At 59.5% G+C, this 17,988-nt stretch carries 16 protein-coding genes; 10 read left to right on the top strand and 6 right to left on the bottom strand.

Going from position 1 to position 17,988, the window contains the following annotated elements; all coding sequences use genetic code 11:
* Positions 1-139: 139 nt before the first annotated feature.
* The 6 genes from KDX30_RS20770 to kdpF all read right to left on the bottom strand — a co-directional run bounded on the left by KDX30_RS20770 (position 140) and on the right by kdpF (position 8,114).
* Complete coding sequence (locus KDX30_RS20770) at positions 140-829, bottom strand: response regulator (RefSeq protein ID WP_231677381.1); 690 nt, start codon at positions 827-829, stop codon at positions 140-142.
* Between the two features lie 31 nt (positions 830-860).
* Entirely contained in the window at positions 861-3,521 is a 2,661-nt protein-coding gene (locus tag KDX30_RS20765) for a sensor histidine kinase (protein WP_231677380.1), read from the bottom strand.
* 9 nt (positions 3,522-3,530) lie between these two features.
* Positions 3,531-4,103 carry a potassium-transporting ATPase subunit KdpC gene (gene kdpC / locus KDX30_RS20760; protein ID WP_231677379.1) on the bottom strand — a complete coding sequence of 191 codons (573 nt, stop codon included), beginning with the start codon at positions 4,101-4,103 and terminating at the stop codon, positions 3,531-3,533.
* A 121-nt stretch (positions 4,104-4,224) separates the two neighbouring features.
* Positions 4,225-6,306 (bottom strand): potassium-transporting ATPase subunit KdpB, encoded by a 2,082-nt coding sequence (kdpB, locus tag KDX30_RS20755; protein ID WP_406643959.1) that lies wholly within the window; start codon positions 6,304-6,306, stop codon positions 4,225-4,227.
* A gap of 10 nt (positions 6,307-6,316) precedes the next feature.
* Positions 6,317-8,011 carry a potassium-transporting ATPase subunit KdpA gene (kdpA, locus tag KDX30_RS20750; protein WP_099268632.1) on the bottom strand — a complete coding sequence of 565 codons (1,695 nt, stop codon included), beginning with the start codon at positions 8,009-8,011 and terminating at the stop codon, positions 6,317-6,319.
* Positions 8,012-8,024: 13 nt separating this feature from the next.
* Positions 8,025-8,114: a K(+)-transporting ATPase subunit F gene (kdpF, locus tag KDX30_RS20745; protein WP_080237935.1), complete on the bottom strand. Its 90-nt coding sequence runs from the start codon at positions 8,112-8,114 to the stop codon at positions 8,025-8,027.
* A gap of 1,114 nt (positions 8,115-9,228) precedes the next feature.
* Here kdpF and KDX30_RS20740 point away from each other — a divergent pair.
* From KDX30_RS20740 to KDX30_RS20695, 10 genes are all read left to right on the top strand, one after another.
* A complete protein-coding gene (locus KDX30_RS20740) occupies positions 9,229-10,443 on the top strand; it encodes a PepSY-associated TM helix domain-containing protein (protein ID WP_027902426.1) in 1,215 nt (404 codons plus the stop codon).
* Positions 10,440-10,982: a hypothetical protein gene (locus tag KDX30_RS20735; protein WP_027902425.1), complete on the top strand. Its 543-nt coding sequence runs from the start codon at positions 10,440-10,442 to the stop codon at positions 10,980-10,982. The genes KDX30_RS20740 and KDX30_RS20735 overlap by 4 nt, the downstream gene beginning before the upstream one ends.
* A gap of 47 nt (positions 10,983-11,029) precedes the next feature.
* A complete protein-coding gene (locus tag KDX30_RS20730; RefSeq protein WP_099268941.1) occupies positions 11,030-11,332 on the top strand; it encodes a hypothetical protein in 303 nt (100 codons plus the stop codon).
* Positions 11,329-11,904: a DUF6162 family protein gene (locus KDX30_RS20725; protein WP_231677378.1), complete on the top strand. Its 576-nt coding sequence runs from the start codon at positions 11,329-11,331 to the stop codon at positions 11,902-11,904. Before KDX30_RS20730 ends, KDX30_RS20725 begins: the two co-directional genes overlap by 4 nt.
* Positions 11,905-11,940: 36 nt before the next feature.
* The gene (locus tag KDX30_RS20720) at positions 11,941-12,867 is read left to right on the top strand and encodes a metal ABC transporter substrate-binding protein (protein ID WP_122396131.1); all 927 of its coding nucleotides are present in this window, start codon (positions 11,941-11,943) and stop codon (positions 12,865-12,867) included.
* Entirely contained in the window at positions 12,864-13,628 is a 765-nt protein-coding gene (locus KDX30_RS20715; protein ID WP_231677377.1) for a metal ABC transporter ATP-binding protein, read from the top strand. The genes KDX30_RS20720 and KDX30_RS20715 overlap by 4 nt, the downstream gene beginning before the upstream one ends.
* On the top strand, positions 13,628-14,527 hold the full coding sequence (locus tag KDX30_RS20710; protein WP_231677376.1) for a metal ABC transporter permease: 900 nt from the start codon (positions 13,628-13,630) through the stop codon (positions 14,525-14,527). Before KDX30_RS20715 ends, KDX30_RS20710 begins: the two co-directional genes overlap by 1 nt.
* Positions 14,528-15,439 carry a metal ABC transporter substrate-binding protein gene (locus KDX30_RS20705; RefSeq protein ID WP_231677375.1) on the top strand — a complete coding sequence of 304 codons (912 nt, stop codon included), beginning with the start codon at positions 14,528-14,530 and terminating at the stop codon, positions 15,437-15,439.
* A 402-nt stretch (positions 15,440-15,841) separates the two neighbouring features.
* The gene (hutH, locus tag KDX30_RS20700) at positions 15,842-17,371 is read left to right on the top strand and encodes a histidine ammonia-lyase (RefSeq protein WP_231677374.1); all 1,530 of its coding nucleotides are present in this window, start codon (positions 15,842-15,844) and stop codon (positions 17,369-17,371) included.
* A gap of 153 nt (positions 17,372-17,524) precedes the next feature.
* Positions 17,525-17,806, top strand: coding sequence for a hypothetical protein (locus tag KDX30_RS20695; RefSeq protein ID WP_049827168.1), 282 nt, complete (start codon positions 17,525-17,527; stop codon positions 17,804-17,806).
* Positions 17,807-17,988 lie beyond the last annotated feature (182 nt).

Raw genomic sequence — 17,988 nt, 5'->3', positions numbered from 1 at the left:
AGACTCCACAGCTACAACAACTACTTGTCGCCAATAGCTATGGAGCAGCAGGCGGCTTGATCACCGTAATCGGTGTCCGGAAAAACTTGACCAGAACAGCTCTGCTCCCACAAGTATGCATTCAGTCACAAAAAGGAGCTCAAGCCTCCCGCAACCGGTAGCCCACACCCGCCTCTGTCACGATAAACCTCGGTGCAGTTGGGTCATCCGCCAGCTTCTGGCGCAGGTGACCGACCACAATTCGCAGGTAATGGCTGTCTTCGGTGTGGGTCGGGCCCCAGATATCCTTGAGCAGTTGCTGCTGGGTGATGACCCGCCCGGGATGCCGCGCCAGTTGGGCCAACACCGCGTACTCCTTGCGGGTCAAGGCCACTTCTACTCCATCCAGCAGCACCCGGCGATACGCCAGATCCACGGTGAGCGGACCGAACACCAATGCCGCGCCCTGCTGTTCGCCCGAGGGAGCCTGACGCAACAAGGCGCGAATACGAGCCAGAAATTCCTGAATACCGAACGGTTTGGTCACGTAGTCATTGGCACCACCATCCAGCGCCTCGACCTTCTGTGCTTCGCTGGCCCGCACCGAAAGCACCAGCACGGGCACGCTGGACCACTCGCGAAAATCGCGTAGCACTTGCTGGCCATCCATGTCCGGCAAGCCCAGGTCCAGCACCAGTAAGTCGGGTTTGTTCAGCGCGGCCTGATTCAAGCCTTCAGCTCCGGTCCCGGCCTCCAGCACCTTGTAACCCTGAGACGCGAGGCTGATGCGCAGAAACTTGCGAATCTGCGGCTCATCATCGATCACCAGAATGGTTGCGGTCTGACTCATGATCACCCTTATTCTTTAACGTAAAGCGGACTTAAGACAGCAGTTCCGCTTCGCTTTCGCCTTGAGGCTGGGCCTGCAACGGTAAATATAAAGTGATGCATGTGCCATGGCCATCAATCCCCTGACCAACACTGATCCGGCCACCATGCGCGCCTACCATGCCCTGACAGATGGCTAACCCCAATCCCGTGCCCTGCCCGCCGCGATCACCTCGTGCTGCGGTATAAAACATGTCGAAAATCTTTGCCCGCTCTTCTTCCGGGATGCCCGGTCCTTCATCACTGACGGCGAAAAACAACTCGCCATCGATGGCCCCGGCTTCCAGTTCAAGCCGCCCATTCACGGGCGAAAAGCGCGCCGCGTTTTCCAGCACGTTGACCAATGCCTGCTCGATCAACGCGGCGTGCACGTAGAGCAGCGGCAGTTCGCCGGGCAGCAAGGTCTGGACTTGCAGCGGCGCCATCACCGCACGCAGCCGGTTCAGCGCACTGCCGACGATATCACCCGGCGAGACCCAGTCCCGCGCCAGTTTCAGCGCGCCGTGACCAAGGCGAGTCATGTCCAGCAGGTTCTGAATGTAGCGATCCAGACGCTCGGCTTCGTCGCGAGTGCCTTCGAGCAGTTCCCGCCGATCTTCAAGGGGAATGGCTTCGCCCAGTGCCAATAGACTGTCGATGCTGCCGCGCATGGCGGTCAGCGGCGTGCGCAGATCATGGGACACAGACGCCAGCAACGCACTGCGCAGCTGTTCAGTTTCACCATGTAAACGCGCCGCTTCCAAGTCATCCGCCAGTTGCGCACGGGCCAGTGCCTGAGCCAGCGGCTGGCTCAGCGCAATCAATAACCGACGTCGCTGCGCAGTGAAATCCTGCCCCGTACGCGCACTGACCCCCAGCAACGCCAACGGCCCTTCTTCGCCGGACAAGGGGTACCACCACCAGCGACTGGACGGCAGCGTGCCAGTGCCGTGACCCGCTGGCTGATCATGTTGCCAGGCCCAGTCGGCCGCAGCGCGTTCAGGCTCGGAGAGCTGAGCGATACCACTCTGCACCTTCCAGCCATTGGGGCCATCACGGTCAAGCAAGCAAATTTCCAGCTCCTGCCAGCCGCTCAAATGCTGCCCGGCAGCACTGATCACTGCTTGCCGATCGGTGGCCGCAGTCAGCTTGCGCGAAAGATCGAGCAACTCGCTGGTTTCTTCCTGTGTTTCGCGCAGGGCCTGCATCTGTCGCCGCTGACGAGCCGCGAGGTTGCCGGTCAACGCAGACATCAGCAGGAAAAAGAGTAAGGTCAGCACGTCTTCTTCGCGCTGGATACTCAGGGAAAAGCTCGGTGTTATGAACAAAAAGTCATAAGCCAGAAACGACAGAATCGAACAGGCCAGCGCCGGTCCCATGCTGGTCCGCACGGCGACCAGCAGCACGGCGGCCAGAAACACCAGCGAAATGTTCGGTAGATCCAGCGCGCTGGACACCACCCAGGCCAGAGCACTGGCCAATACCGTGGCAACCACCGCCAGCAGATAGTCCTGCCAACGGGCAGGATGCGAAGAACGCACCCGGGGTTGATCCGGCAACGGCTCGCTGTCCAGCACACTGATTTCAAGACCGTGGGCTTCGCGCAGCAGTCGTTCCGCCACCCCGCCGCCCAACCAGCGACGGCGCATTCGCGGCTGTGACTGGCCGACCAGCAAGACACTGGCGCGGCGTTCACCCGCGTGCTGGATCAAGGTTCTCGCCACTTCCCCGGCCCGCAACAGCACCACTTCACCGCCCAGCCGCTCGGCCAGTTGCTGCGCACTCTGCAGGCGAGCGCGATTTTGCTCATCGAACGGCCGACCATTGTCGACATGCACCAGGCTCCACGGCAGATGCCGCCGTTGAGCGACACGGCTGGCGTGACGTACCAGACGATCGGCGTGCGCATCGCCATCGACGGCCACCAACAGGCGACCGCGAACGGCCGGTGCAGCCTGCCCCAACTGGCGATATCCCTGAGCCAGATCGTCGTCGACCTGGGCCGCAGCGGTCTGCATCGCCAGCTCACGCAAGGCGGTCAGGTTGGTCTGGGTGAAGAAAGCATCGATAGCCGCGCGCGCCTGCTCCGGCACGTACACCTTGCCGTCGCGCAGACGTTCCAGCAGCTCCCGTGGCGGCAGGTCGATCAGCACCAGTTCATAGGCTTCCTGCAACACCCAGTCCGGCAAGGTTTCCCGGACCTGCACGCCGGTGATGCCCCGCACCTGATCGTTTAGGCTTTCCAGATGCTGGACGTTGACCGTGGTGTACACGTCGATGCCAGCGGCCAACAGTTCCTGAATATCCTGCCAGCGTTTGGCATGGCGACTGCCGGGGGCGTTGCTGTGAGCAAGCTCGTCCACCAGCACCAGTTTCGGCTTGAGCCTGAGCAGACCGTCGAGGTCCATTTCTTCCAGGGTCACACCGCGATATTCCGAGCGAACCAACGGCTGCTGCGGCAAACCACTCAGCAACGCTTCGGTCTCGGCCCGGCCGTGGGTTTCGACGACCCCAGAGATCAGCGCCACCCCCTGGCGCAATTGAGTGTGAGCAGCCTGCAACATGGCGTAGGTCTTGCCCACACCCGGCGCAGCGCCGAGGAACACCTTGAGCCGACCGCGCCCGTCTCCGGGCATCTCGGCTAGTAACGCATCGGCACGGCCGGAATCACTCATATTGCTCACTCAAAGCTGTGCTTGTTGTTGCGCAGACGTTAACTCATTCAGGCTGCGATTCAAGTTCAAAACGTTAACCACTGGCGGGCCAATCAACGGCCGCGAGGTATTGGCCTCGATCAAACCCTGGACTTTCTCCAGAGGCAGCTTGCGCGCAGCAGCAACCCTTGCAGTCTGGTATGCAACGGCCTCGGGTGAAAGGTGCGGATCAAGACCGCTGCCGGAAGTCGTCAGCAGCGCCAGCGGCACCGGGCCCTGACCTGGCACGACTTCTTTCGCAGCGTCTTCGCTGATCCGCGCAGCGAGCGCCGGATTGCTCGGAGAAAGGTTGCTGGCACCACTGGCGACCGTGGCAAAAGCGCCTGCAGAAGGACGCGAGTGGAACCACTCGTCTCCCGTGAAGGGCTGGGCGATCAGCTGCGAGCCGCGAACCTTGCCGTCGGCATCATGAATCAGACTGCCATTGGCCTGATCAGGGAAAGCGACCTGAGCAACGCCGGTCACGACCAGCGGATAAGCGACGCCGGTGATGAGGGTCATCAAGACCAGGAGACTCAGGGCGGGACGGATGATGGTGGACATGGTGAGAATCCTCATGAATCGAATTTGAAATGCAACCTCTTGTGGGAGCAGAGCTTGCTCGCGATCGGGTTCACAAATAATCGCGGGCAAGCCCAGCTCCCACAGGTCAGTTTTCCTTCAGTTAAACCAACCCCAAGCTAACCAGAATCATGTCAATCAACTTGATCCCCACGAACGGCACGATAATCCCGCCCAGCCCGTAGATCAGCAGGTTACGACGCAGCAACTGCGCAGCATTGGCCGCCTGGACACGCACACCGCGCAGGGCCAGCGGGATCAGCACCACGATGATCAAGGCGTTGAAAACGATGGCCGAAAGGATCGCGCTCTGCGGGCTGGCCAGTTGCATGATGTTCAGCACGCCCAGTTGCGGATAAATCGCGGCGAACAGCGCAGGCAATATCGCGAAGTACTTGGCAATGTCGTTGGCGATGGAAAAGGTCGTCAGCGCACCACGGGTCACCAGCAACTCCTTGCCGATCTGCACCACGTCCAGCAACTTGGTAGGGTCACTGTCGAGGTCGACCATGTTGGCCGCTTCCCGGGCAGCTTGCGTGCCGTCATTCATCGCCATGCCGACGTCGGCCTGAGCCAGTGCCGGCGCGTCGTTGGCACCGTCACCACACATCGCCACCAGACGGCCGTCGTTCTGCTCGGCACGAATGCGCTCAAGCTTCTTCTCCGGCGTGGCTTCAGCCAGCACATCATCAACCCCGGCCTCAGCGGCAATCGCCGCAGCAGTCAGCGGGTTGTCGCCGGTCACCATCACAGTACGAATGCCCAGCTTGCGCAACTCGGCAAAGCGTTCGCGAATGCCTGGCTTGACTACGTCCTTGAGGTGAATCGCGCCGATCAACTTCTTGTCTACACACACCAGCAGCGGCGTACCGCCAGTCTTGGCGATGCCGTCGATTTCCCGTGCCAGCGACGCGGGCAAGTCACTGCGTTGCATGTCGACAAAAGCCAACAGCGAATCCACTGCGCCTTTGCGATACACACGGTTCTGATAGTCCACGCCCGACAGACGGGTTTCAGCACTGAACGGCACACCGGTAACGTCGGCAGGTTTTGGCTCAACCATCGGGTGCAGATTGCGCAGGTACTCGACGATGGATTTACCTTCCGCCGTATCATCGGCCAGGGAAGCCAGCAGCGCGGCTTCGCTGAGTTCTTTCGGGGTGACGCCCGGAGCGGCATACAGCGCACTGCAACGACGGTTGCCGAAGGTGATGGTGCCGGTCTTGTCCAGCAGCAACACATGCACGTCCCCCGCCGCCTCAACGGCACGCCCGGATTTGGCGATCACGTTAAGCCGCACCAGACGATCCATCCCGGCAATACCGATGGCCGACAGCAGGCCGCCAATCGTCGTCGGAATCAACGTAACCAGTAGCGCCACCAGAAACACCAAAGGCAAGCTCCCGCCCGCAAAATGGGCGAACGGCTGCAGGGTTACCACCACCAGCAGGAAGATCAGCGTCAAGCCGATCAGCAAGATATCCAGCGCCACTTCGTTGGGGGTTTTCTGCCGTTTGGCGCCTTCCACCAGAGCGATCATCCGGTCCAGCGTCGATTCGCCGGGGTTACTGCTGATGCGCACCAGCAACCAGTCCGAGACCAGCCGGGTATTGCCGGTTACCGCCGAGCGATCACCACCCGACTCACGAATCACTGGCGCGGATTCTCCGGTAATCGCCGCTTCGTTAACCGCGGCAATACCTTCGATGACCTCGCCATCGCCGGGAATCATTTCCCCGGCCTCGACCCGCACCACATCACCTTTACGAAGGGCGTTGGCATTGACTTCGCTGAAACGCCCCGACTCATCACGACGGCGCGCTTTCAGGCCTTCGCTGCCCGCTTTGAGGCTATCGGCTCGCGCCTTGCCGCGACCTTCTGCCAAGGCTTCGGCGAAGTTGGCGAACAGCACGGTGAACCACAACCACAATGCGATTTGTACCGCTACGCCAGTGGAAACAGCCGGATCGGGGATCAGGCACAACACTGTGGTGAGAATCGCGGTCAGTTCCACCACCAGCATGACGGGCGAGCGTGCCAACTGCCGAGGGTTCAGTTTGACGAACGCCTGAATCAGCGCCGGGCGCCACAAGGCGGAGAAACCGGTTTTCACCGTCTCGGGGGCTGGCTGTGCTTGCACAGGCTTTGGTTCGGGCGATGCAGGTTTAGCGATAGGCATATTCATGGTCGGCTCCTCAGAAACCCAGACTCAAATGTTCGGCAATCGGTCCCAGTGCCAGGGTTGGCAGGAACGTGAGGCCACCGACAATCAGGATCGTCATGGTCAGCAGGGTGACAAACAGCGGGCCGTGGGTCGGGAAGCTGTTCAGGCCCAGTGGCGCGCTCTTCTTCATCGCCAGGCTGCCAGCCAGTGCCAGCACCGGCAGGATGTAGCCGAAGCGGCCGATGAACATCGCAAGACTGAGCATCAGGTTATGAAACACGGTGTTGGCGCTGAAGCCACCAAATGCCGAGCCGTTATTCGCCGTCGCCGAGGTATAGGCGTACAGCAACTGGCTGAAACCGTGCGGGCCGGGATTACTGACCGACGCTATCGAGGCAGGCAAACTTGCCGCGATGGCACCCAGCACCAATACGCCGACCGGCATCACCAGCAACGTAGCCACCAGCAACTTGACCTCATTGGCCTGCAGTTTTTTACCGAGGTATTCGGGGGTACGGCCGATCATCAATCCGGCGAGAAACACGGCGATCAGCACGTTGAGCAGCATGCCGTTCAGACCAACACCGACACCACCGAAGATCACTTCGCCGACCATCATGTTGGCCAGCGCCACCATCCCGCTCAGCGGGTTGAGGCTGTCATGCATGCCATTCACAGAACCGTTGGACGCGGCCGTAGTTGCGGTCGCCCACAACACGGTGCCGGTGGTACCGAAACGACTTTCCTTGCCTTCCAGCGGAGCGGTCTGTTCCACATTGGCGACATTCAGTGTCGGATTAGGCTGATATTCGGCCCACATCGACACCGCACCGCCAATGATCAGCAAGGTCAGCATGCAGGCCATGATTGCCCGGCTCTGACGCATGTCTTTAACGTAATGGCCGAAGGTGAATACAAGAGCCGCCGGAATCAACAGAATCGACGCCAGCTGAAACAGGTTGCTCCACGCGGTCGGGTTCTCGAACGGGTGCGCCGAGTTGACACCGAAGAAGCCGCCACCGTTGGTGCCCAGTTGCTTGATCGCGATCTGGCTGGCAGCCGGACCCATGGGCAGGCTTTGATCAGCGCCTTGCAGGGTCAGCGCATCAATGTAGTGAGCGAAGCTTTGCGGCACGCCCTGCCAGACCAGCAACAACGCCAGCACGATGCACAATGGCAGCAAGCCATAAAGCGTGACGCGGGTCATGTCGGTCCAGAAGTTACCGAGGTTCTGTGTCGAGCGACGGCTGATGCCACGGCAGAGCACCAACAGCACGGCGATACCAGTCGCGGCGCTGACGAAGTTCTGCACGGTCAGGCCGACCATCTGGCTCAGGTAACTGAGCGACGCTTCACCGCTGTAGGCCTGCCAGTTGGTGTTGGTGACGAAGCTCATGGCGGTGTTGAACGCGAGTGACCATTCCATGCCCGGTAATTGTTGCGGGTTAAGCGGCAGAGCGCCCTGCCCCAGAAGCATCGCGAACAGCAGGACGAAACCGGCGAGGTTGAATGCCAGCAAGGCCCAGAGGTAGGTTTTCCAGTTCTGCTCGACAGCCGGGTCAACGCCCGACAGGCGATAGCAGAGGTTTTCCACCGGTCGCAGAACCGGCGTCAGCCAGGTGCGTTCACCTTCCACCACTCGGTAGTAGAAACGCCCTAACAATGGCGCGGGCAGCAGCACCAGTACGAGGAAGGCCAGAATCAATAGATAGTCATAGCTGTGCATGGCGACTCCGCTCCTAGTTCTGGCCAGCGCGTAACAGCGCAACCAGCAAGTAGATGAACAACCCTGCGGCCAATAACAGTGATACCCCGTCTACAGCGCTCATCGAATTACTCCGTCTCTACGGCGATTGCCGTGTGTGGAGTAATTGTCGTGAGAGTGGGTGTAAAGGAACGAGAGCGAGGGGTGGGGAGCGGCGTAAAGATGGCGTAAAGAAGAAGGATTGGAACCGCCGGGAGCGGACTTGCACATATCCATTACCGCGGTCTTGCTGATATTGGTTGCGCTTTTACAGCGCCTCACTTTTGAAAGGAGCCCAAAAGTAAGCAAAAGGCTCATGCCCCACCACTCGTTCCCTCGCCTAGGCTCGGGATGCCCGTCCGCAGATCTGAAACCGTGGGCCGCCGCAAAGGGCCATCCATGGCCCAATGCGGCTAACCCGGCGTCCTGCCGGGTTACCCACGGCTTCAGATCTGCGTTCGGCCAGCGTGGTTTAACGGGGCGCCTAAGATCAAAATCAAAAGCGCGGCGGCCTGACAGCCGTCCTGATTTGTGAACTTTCCGGGCTTCTGTAGGAGCTGCCGAAGGCTGCGATGCGGTGTGTCAGACGACGAATGTGTTGGTTGTGGTGACGTCTCGCGAACAAGTTCGCTCCTACCGGTCGGGGCGATCCCGCCGTTTTCGTTCTGCTTTTGATCTGCTTTTGATTTTGATCTCAGGCGCCCCGTTAAACCACGCCGGCCGGAATTCGATATTGCTGCGTGGGGCAAACCGGCAGGGATGCCGGTTTAGCCGCATCAGGCCATGGATGGCCGGTGGCGGCGGCCCCACGCAGCAATGTCGAATTACGGGTATGCCGAGCCTAGGCGAGGCACCCAGTGGTGGGGCAAGAGCGCCTTGGTTACTTTCGCGCTCTTCGAAAGTGACGCGCTGTAAAAGCGCAACCAATATCAGCCGCTACCTCGAAAATGGATATGTACACAAAATACTTTTACCGCGAAAAACTACATCCCCCAACCATCCGCAACCACTCAAAAAAAACACATCCAGATACATCTTTTAAATATGTAATGAGAATTAACACTGGGAGTATTTGATTCTCATCCGTCCTAGTAATATGCAGCAGTCCCGATGGCAACAGCCATAACTGCTTTTTATCGACACCCCTAGCCCGAAAGATAATCGGGCTGCTCCACACCGTGAAGCGAGACCGTTACTCCATGTCCAAGAAGTCCCGTTCAAAAATCTGGTTTCTAGTCCACAGCTGGCTGGCCCTGCCCATCTGGTTCTTCGTCCTGATCGTCTGCTTCACCGGGACGCTGGCAGTGGTGAGCAAGGAAATCATGTGGCTGGTCAACCCGGAAATGCGCGCAAACCCGCCGTCCGCCGATGCCCCGCGCCTGAGCTTCGAAGCAGTCAAAGCGACCATAGAGCGTAACGACCCGCAGATAAAAGTCGGCAGGATCTCGGAACCCGATGGTGACTACTTCGCCTTGAACGTTCGCGCCACTTATCCAGGTGGGCGCGCCGTTGTCGCATATGCGAACCCTTACACCGGGGTGCTTCAGGGGGTTGCGCCGTCGTTCGACTTCCCGGCGTTTACCCGTGCCCTGCATGGCTGGTGGCTGGTGCCCTTCACCAACGGCTTCTCCTGGGGCTGGTACATGGTGTCGCTGTTGAGTATTCCGCTGTTGGCCTCATTAGTGACCGGCCTGGTGGTCTACAAGAAATTCTGGAAGGGCTTTTTCAAACCCACCCTGCGCATCAGCCAGGGCGCGCGGATTTTCTGGGGTGACTTCCACCGTCTCAGCGGAATCTGGTCGATCTGGTTCATTGCTGTCATTTCCATCACGGGTATGTGGTTCCTGATTCAGGCCATCCTGTTCGATAACCAGATCAGTATTTCCAGCCAGTCGCCCATCGCCTCGGTCATTCCCCATGCCAGCGTGCCGCTGACCGCAGACGGCAGCCCGGCGCCGATGATCAGTCTCGATAAGGCCGTCGAGATTACCCGCGAGAAGATTCCCGGCCTTGAACCCAGTTCCATCAGCATGCCGCTCAACGCCTACAGCAACATCAGCGTGGCGGGCCGCAGTTGGTATCCGCTGATGTTCCAGACCGCGGAAATCAACCCCTATAGCGGTGAAATCGCTACCTCGCACCTGTTGTCGGATCGCTCGGCTCTGGAGTTCGTCACCGAATCCATGCGTCCTCTGCACACCGGAGATTTCGGCGGTATCTGGATCAAGCTGATCTGGACCTTCTTCGCGCTGATCCTGAGCATGATGGTCCTCAGCGGCCTGCTGATCTGGACCAAACGTACTGCTCAGGCCACCGTCAACGCCCTCAAACGAAGTGAAAAACTCGAACGTGCCAGCCCCCGGCAACAAACGCTCGGACCCGTGGCCACCAGGATTCCGGAGAACACCCTGTGAGCAAGGCTACCGTGGCAACACAACCGTCGACCCTGGGCCGTTTCTGGCACAAATGGCGTTTTCACATAAACATCTTGCTGGTGCTGATCCCGTTGGGATTCATGCCCAAGTACTTCACCGAAATGGCCCTGTTCCGCGGTGACAGCGGCCTTGGCCAGCGCGAGATCGGCGAGGTTCAGGTCGGTCCGTGGAGCATCCGCATGGCGGAGTTCTTCGATGAAGCGCCGCGCCTGGAAGGTGCCTCCGGTTACACCAAAACGTTTAACGCCGCGCTCTGCGCCGAATGTGCGAACAAGGTCAAGGCGACCTATCTGCGCATCGGCAAGCCACGCAGCCTGCGTGCCGCCGGGGTGATTTTCTTTGGTTCGCCCTATCGCATGAGCGCCTTTATGCAGATTCCTGAACGCACCGACCCCGACGCTGACCTGTGGATCACCATGGAGGGCTGGGACGGTTCGATGCATCAGGCGTCCATTCCGTTATCACAGGCGTCCCCCGCGACCGTCGCCTGGCTGAAAAAACAAGGAGTCAAACCATGATCGGCAGACCTTATCTGCGCTGGCTGGGTGTCAACGCACTGCCCTTGATGACAATGGGGCTGATCGGCCTGGGTCTGAGCAGCAATGCGCTGGCCCATAACCCGATGTGCGAGTGCAAACAGATCGATAACGAACAGATTCGCTGCACCGGCGGCTTTTCGGATGGCAGCGGCGCGCCGGGCGTGACCCTTGACGTGATCGGCTACGACGAAACCATTCTGGTGCCCGGCAAGCTGGGTGAAGACTCGACAGTCACCTTCAAAAAACCCGCTTCCGAGTTTTATGTCCTGTTCGACGCGGGCCCTGGTCACGTGGTGGAAATCGACCAAGCGGATATCGAAGCCCCATGAGTACGCCGACCCATCAAGTCGTCCGTCCGGCAGGGGCCGGTCACGAAACGCTTTATGTATTGGCGTTGTGCCTGATCATTCTGCTGGTTGCCGGGACGGTCATAGGCTGGCACGGGGAACGCCAGGACGTGCAAAGCGTGGCAGCCCATGAGCTGGATGCCCGGCGAGACCTGACGGCGTCCGAACAAGGTATCTATGCCGACCTGCGCGTCACGCTGGACGAAATTCGCCTGTTGGCCCCCGAGCAAGTCACGCCGGTGACGCCGCAGCAACTCAGCGAGGAAGGTCTCGCCCCGTTTGTCGAGGACGCGAGTTCGGTCAGCCGTGGCGGTCATGCCTGGCGAATGATCGACAAGTCTTACCTCGGAGTGAGCCAGAACCCCACCGTTGCAGGATCTTTTCTGTTGCGTATCGGAGCGACTGACGATGCTCAAGCTGACATCTGGATCAATCGCAGTCCTTCGCTGAGTCAGGACATTACCGATGTCGGCGACAAGGCCCTGATCGGTTCGGGCTGGAAGCAAGTCGTCGCCCATTTCGATGCAGGCGTGACTCGCCAGCACAAACACTGATCCCTTCGCACTCATTTGAAAGAAGACTGCTTGCCCATGCCTATTTCTCTGAAACGCCGCCCACTGCTGCGCGTGGTACTGGTCGGCCTGCTGGCCACCCTCCTCTCGCCACTGGCCCATGCCGACGCGAAGCGCTTGCGGATTGGTATCACCCTTCATCCTTATTACAGCTATGTCGCCAATATCGTGGGTGACAAGGCCGAGGTCGTGCCATTGATTCCGGCAGGCTTCAACCCACACGCTTACGAACCACGTGCCGACGACATCAAGCGCATCGGTTCGCTCGACGTGGTGGTGCTCAACGGCGTAGGTCACGATGATTTCGCCGACCGCATGATCGCTGCCAGCGAAAAACCGGATATCCCGGTGATCGAAGCCAACGCCGACGTGCCGTTGCTGGCCGCAACCGGCGTGGCTGCTCGGGGCGCCGGCAAAGTGGTCAACCCGCACACCTTCCTGTCCATCAGTGCGTCCATCGCGCAGGTCAACAATATTGCCCGGGAGCTGGGCAAGCTTGACCCCGACAACGCCAAGACCTACACCACCAACGCCCGCGCCTACGGCAAACGCCTGCGCCAGATGCGCGCTGATGCGCTGGCCAAACTGACCAAAGCACCCAACGCCGATTTGCGGGTGGCTACCGTGCATGCCGCTTACGACTACCTGCTGCGTGAGTTCGGTCTGGAAGTGACTGCGGTGGTCGAGCCCGCTCACGGCATCGAGCCGAGCCCGAGCCAGTTGAAGAAAACCATCGATCAATTGCGGGAGCTGGACGTGAAGGTGATTTTCTCGGAGATGGACTTTCCGTCCACCTACGTCGAAACCATCCAGCGCGAATCCGGTGTAAAGCTCTATCCGCTTTCGCACATTTCCTACGGTGAATACACCGCCGACAAGTATGAGAAGGAAATGGCAGGCAATCTGAATACCGTTGTGCGCGCCATTCAGGAGTCCGGAGCATGACCGCGGCTGAAAAGATCACGCTCACAGGCAACGGACCGGGCGTGGAATTCGCCGATGTCAGCCTGACCCTGGGCCGCACCGCGATTCTCGATCGCGTCAGTTTCAAAGTCAGCCCTGGCAGCATTCATGCTCTGGTTGGCCCGAACGGCGGAGGCAAAAGCTCGCTGATCAAGACCATGCTCGGCCAGATGCCTCATCAGGGCCAGTTGAGCCTGCAATGGCCGGGTTCGCCGGGACTCATCGGCTATGTGCCTCAGGCGCTGGAGTTCGACCGTGGCCTGCCGATCACCGTTGATGATTTCATGGCCGCCATGTGTCAGCGTCGTCCGGCGTTTCTCGGTCTGTCGAAACATTACGCTGCGGCCATCGGTGAGGCGCTGGAGCGAGTCGGCATGCAGGATAAACGCAAGCGGCGCATGGGCGCGTTGTCCGGTGGTGAACGCCAGCGCGTGCTGCTGGCTCAGGGCTTGATCCCGGCGCCACAACTTCTGGTGCTCGATGAACCCATGTCAGCTCTGGATGAAGCAGGCATTCAAGTGTTCGAACGTCTGCTGGGTGACTGGCGCAAGGCAGGTATCACTGTGCTCTGGATCGAGCACGATCTGGAAGCGGTGAAAAGGCTGGCGGATAAAGTCACCGGCCTGAATCGCCGGGTGCTGTTCGACGAACCGGCAAACACCGCACTGACCCCGGATCGCCTGCTGACCTTGTTCTCTGCCCATCCTCGCGCTGTTGATACCGACAAAGGGAGCGCTGCCTGATGGACTACGAGCAGTTTCGCCTTTTCATTCAAGGGTTGGCGTCGTCCGGTTATCTGCCGGAAGCATTGGCCTACGGCTTCGTGGTCAACGCATTGCTGGCCGGGTTGCTGATCGGCCCGGTCCTCGGTGGTCTGGGTACTCTGGTGGTGGTCAAGCGCTTCGCGTTTTTCTCCGAAGCCGTGGGCCATGCTGCGCTGACCGGTGTCGCCGTCGGCATCCTGCTGGGTGAACCCTACACCAGTCCGTACGGCGCGCTATTTGGCTATTGCCTGTTGTTCGGCATCGTCCTCAATTACTTGCGTAATCGCACGGGTCTGGCACCGGATACACTGATCGGCGTGTTCCTCTCGGTATCGCTGGCCTTCGGCGCCAGCCTGCTGTTGATTCTGGCAGGCAAGATCAACATCCATATTCTGGAGAACGTGCTGTTCGGCTCGGTACTGACCGTCAACGGCGGCGATCTTCTGGTGCTGGCGGTGGTGGGTTCAATGGTCATGGGCCTGAGCCTGCCGCTGTACAACCGGATCATGCTGGCCAGCTTCAACCCGCAGCTCGCGGCTGTGCGCGGCGTTGCGGTCAAAACGCTGGACTACCTGTTCGTGATTCTGGTGACGCTGATTACCGTCGCCTCAGTGAAGGTAATCGGCGCAATTCTGGTGGGCGCACTGCTGGTGATCCCGGCCGCTGCCGCCCGCCTGCTCAGTCAGTCGCTGAAAGGGTTCTTCTGGATATCGGTGGCCATTGCTACCGTCAGCACATTGTGCGGCATTCTGTTGCCGATCGTTTTCGACCTGCCTGTACCGTCCGGCGCGGCGATCATTCTGGTTGCAGGTATGGCGTTCGCCCTGGCCGCCATCGCTCGCGGCACCGTACCGAGCCTCAAAGGGAATATTGGATAAATGTTGCGTAAATTGACCCTTGCACTTGCTATTACCGGCCTGTTTGCCGCCAACGCTCACGCCGCAGCCACTGCGCCTGAGAATCAGAAACCTGTGCGCGTGCTGGCCAGCCTGCCGATCACCTTTGGCCTTGGGCAAATCCTGCTCAAGGACAGCGGCGTGGTGCTGGAGCGCGCCGCAGCAGCCAACCTGCCCGGTTCACGCCAGACCGCGTACTTCACCGGTCGCGGTGTCGACGCATTGCGTAAATTGTCGGTGGATGCCGATGCAGTCATCGGTCTGCGCTCCATCTGGGCCGATGATCCGCTGTATCCCAATGCACGACGCAGCAATATCCGCATCGTCGAAATCGACGCCGCACGTCCAGTGGACGGCAGCTTGCCAGGTATTGCCGTGCAGCCGGGCCAGGGCGTGGATGGCCTGAACAGCCAACCGTGGCTTTCCAGCAACAATATGGGGCGCATGGCGGATGTCATGGCTGCCGATCTGGTGCGCCTCGCCCCCGCCGCCAAACCGCGCATCGAAGCCAATCTGTCGACCCTGAAACAGCAACTGCTGAAACTGACTGCCGACAGCGAAACGGGCCTGGCCAGCGCCGACAACCTCAGCGTGGTCAGCCTCTCCGACCATTTGAGCTACTTGATCAGCGGCCTGAACCTGGAACTGGTGGGCACGCAAGTACTGTCCGACGATCAATGGACGCCCGAAGCCCTGAAAAAGCTGACCGACACCCTCAAGGAAAACGATGTGGCATTGGTCCTGGATCATCGCCAGCCGCCGGAGCCGGTGAAAGCTGCAATTACAGCGGCAGGCAGCAAGTTGTTGGTCCTGGCACTGGATAGTGAAGACCCACTGGCCGAGTTGCAGGGCAATATCGGGCAGGTGACACAGGCGTTGGCCGGGAAAAAATAACGGTTCGAGCCTTTGTGGGAGCAGAGCTTGCTCGCGATAAGGTTGGACGCGATCTGAAGTGAACCGCGCCCGGCCTTATCGCGAGCAAGCTCTGCTCCCACAGAAATTCTTTGGCGTCACCTGCAGGATCGCGATCCTGCAGAACTCATTCATGCTACTCAAACGTTTCCAGCCGCCCCAAAGCCGGGCATCCCGCACCAGTCGATGCCACCTTCGGTGACAGGCACGCCGCAGCCCACCAATACAAATCCTCTACAGTCCAACAAAACCGGGAACATATTTGCTTGGCCCGGCTTTTGCCTTATCTTGTATATACAGGATGATATAACTCACGTACTCGACCTCGTGGATAATCCCCGGGCCGGTTCGGCAAAAACTACAACTCAAGCAGGAAAGCGCACCATGCCAGCAGCACTTCTACTCAAGCCAGGTCAGTTCAATCTCGATCAGTTGCGCGCCATTTATCAGCAGCAAAGCCCTTTCGAGCTTGATCCATCTGCCCGTGAAGTGGTCGACGCCAGCACCCGCACTGTGAACGAAATCATTGCCAACCAACGCACCGTGTATGGCATTAACACGGGCTTTGGCCTGCTGGCACGCACGTCGATCCCCACCGAATCATTGGCCAGACTGCAACGTAATCTGCTGCTTTCACACTGCACCGGCACCGGCCCGCTGCTCGATGACGCCAGCGTTGCGCTGATCATGGCGCTGAAAGTCGGCTCCCTCGCCCGAGGCTTCTCCGGGATTCGCTGGGAAGTCATCCAGGCGTTGAGCGCGCTTTACGCTGCCAGGGTTTATCCATGCATCCCGTCGCAAGGCTCAGTGGGTGCCTCAGGGGATCTGGCACCGCTGGCGCACATGTCAGCCGTGCTGATCGGGGTGGGTCGGGTACGCCATCAGGGTCGCGAAATGGACGCGGTCGAAGGTCTCGCGCTGGCCGGCCTTGAGCCCATGGTACTGGGCCCGAAAGAAGGTCTGGCGTTGATCAATGGCACCCAGGTCTCCACCGCTCTGGCCCTGCGTGGTCTGTTTGTCACGGAAAAGCTTTTCACCGCAGCCGTGGTCGCCGGTAGCCTGAGTGTCGAAGCCTTAAAAGGCTCCGACGTACCGTTCGACCCACGTATTCAGGCGGTACGCGGTCAACCCGGCCAAATCGACGTGGCAGTCTTGTATCGTGAACTGTTGGCTACCAGCGAGATACGCAAGTCGCACGTGGATTGCGGCCGCGTACAAGACCCGTATTCCCTGCGCTGCCAGCCACAAGTCATGGGCGCATGCCTTGATCACATGCGTTTCGCTGCGGGAGTTTTCCTGCGCGAAGCCAATGCGGTGTCCGATAACCCGCTGGTATTCAGCGCTGATGGCGACGTGTTGTCAGGCGGTAACTTCCATGCGGAACCGGTCGCCATGGCCTCCGATGTGCTGGCCCTGGCGATTTCGGAAATAGGAGCACTTTCGGAGCGCCGCATCGCACAGCTGGTAGACCCGGCGTTGTCCGGCTTGCCTGCGTTTCTGGTCAAGGAAGGCGGTCTGAATTCGGGCTTCATGATTGCGCAGGTTACGGCAGCAGCTTTGGCATCCGAGAACAAGACCCTGGCCCACCCTGCGTCGGTCGATAGCTTGCCCACATCAGCCAATCAGGAAGACCACGTATCCATGGCAACGTTTGCTGCGCGGCGCTTGCTGGATATGGCGGGTAACAGCAGCGCGGTGGTAGCGATTGAACTGCTGGGAGCGGCGCAAGGCGTAGACCTGCACGCACCGCTGCGCACCTCGGAAAAACTCAGCGAAGTGCTGGAGATGATCCGTAGTGAAGTCGCCCACTACGATGAAGATCGCTATTTCGCCCCGGACATCGCGGCGGCACGTGCCTGGGTGGAAGAAGGTGCATTTGCACGCTGGTTGCCGTTCGAGCGTCTCTACGGCTGACTCCGATTGAGTTGTTAACTGAGCGCCATCCGCAAGAATGGTGCTCATTCATAACGAATCAGTTGCCGGTCGTCATATTGATCGAACGACCCCGTAACGACGTCCTCAGATTTTTGTAAGCCATCGCAGCTGAACAATAATCAGAGGTGAACAATGAGCGATCAAAATCAGGATCCAGTCGACCGCAACGACCCGGCAATCAAACCGGACAATGCCCCCGATACACCGACCCAGGAGCAACAGACTCAAGGGTACGACTCTCAATCCCAAGGCAGGCCGCAGGGTCAGCCTGACACCCAGTTCGAGCAGAATCAGGACTCAGGTGGCAACACGTACACGCCTGATTACGAGCCTGAAGAAAAACCTGAAAAAGTCCCCAACAACCTGCATCCAACGCAAGGCAAGGACGCAGATATTGATACTGACGGAGGCTAGATCAGCGATGCCTGTGTCGAGGACGGCATCCACCCTGACATATTGACGTGGAACCGGCTTTAACCGGGAAGGCGGCTTTTTTTACCGATACAGATGCGTCATCTGTATCGGCCTGTTTCAGGCTAAAGCCGGCCCCACGTCGAACTTCATATGTCACGTCCTGCAAACCCGCATACCGTTGC

The sequence above is a fragment of the Pseudomonas quasicaspiana genome, assembly GCF_021147825.1.
Taxonomy (GTDB): domain Bacteria; phylum Pseudomonadota; class Gammaproteobacteria; order Pseudomonadales; family Pseudomonadaceae; genus Aquipseudomonas; species Aquipseudomonas quasicaspiana.
Note: the sequence above shows the minus strand (reverse complement) of the source record. Positions and strands in the feature narration are given on the sequence as shown.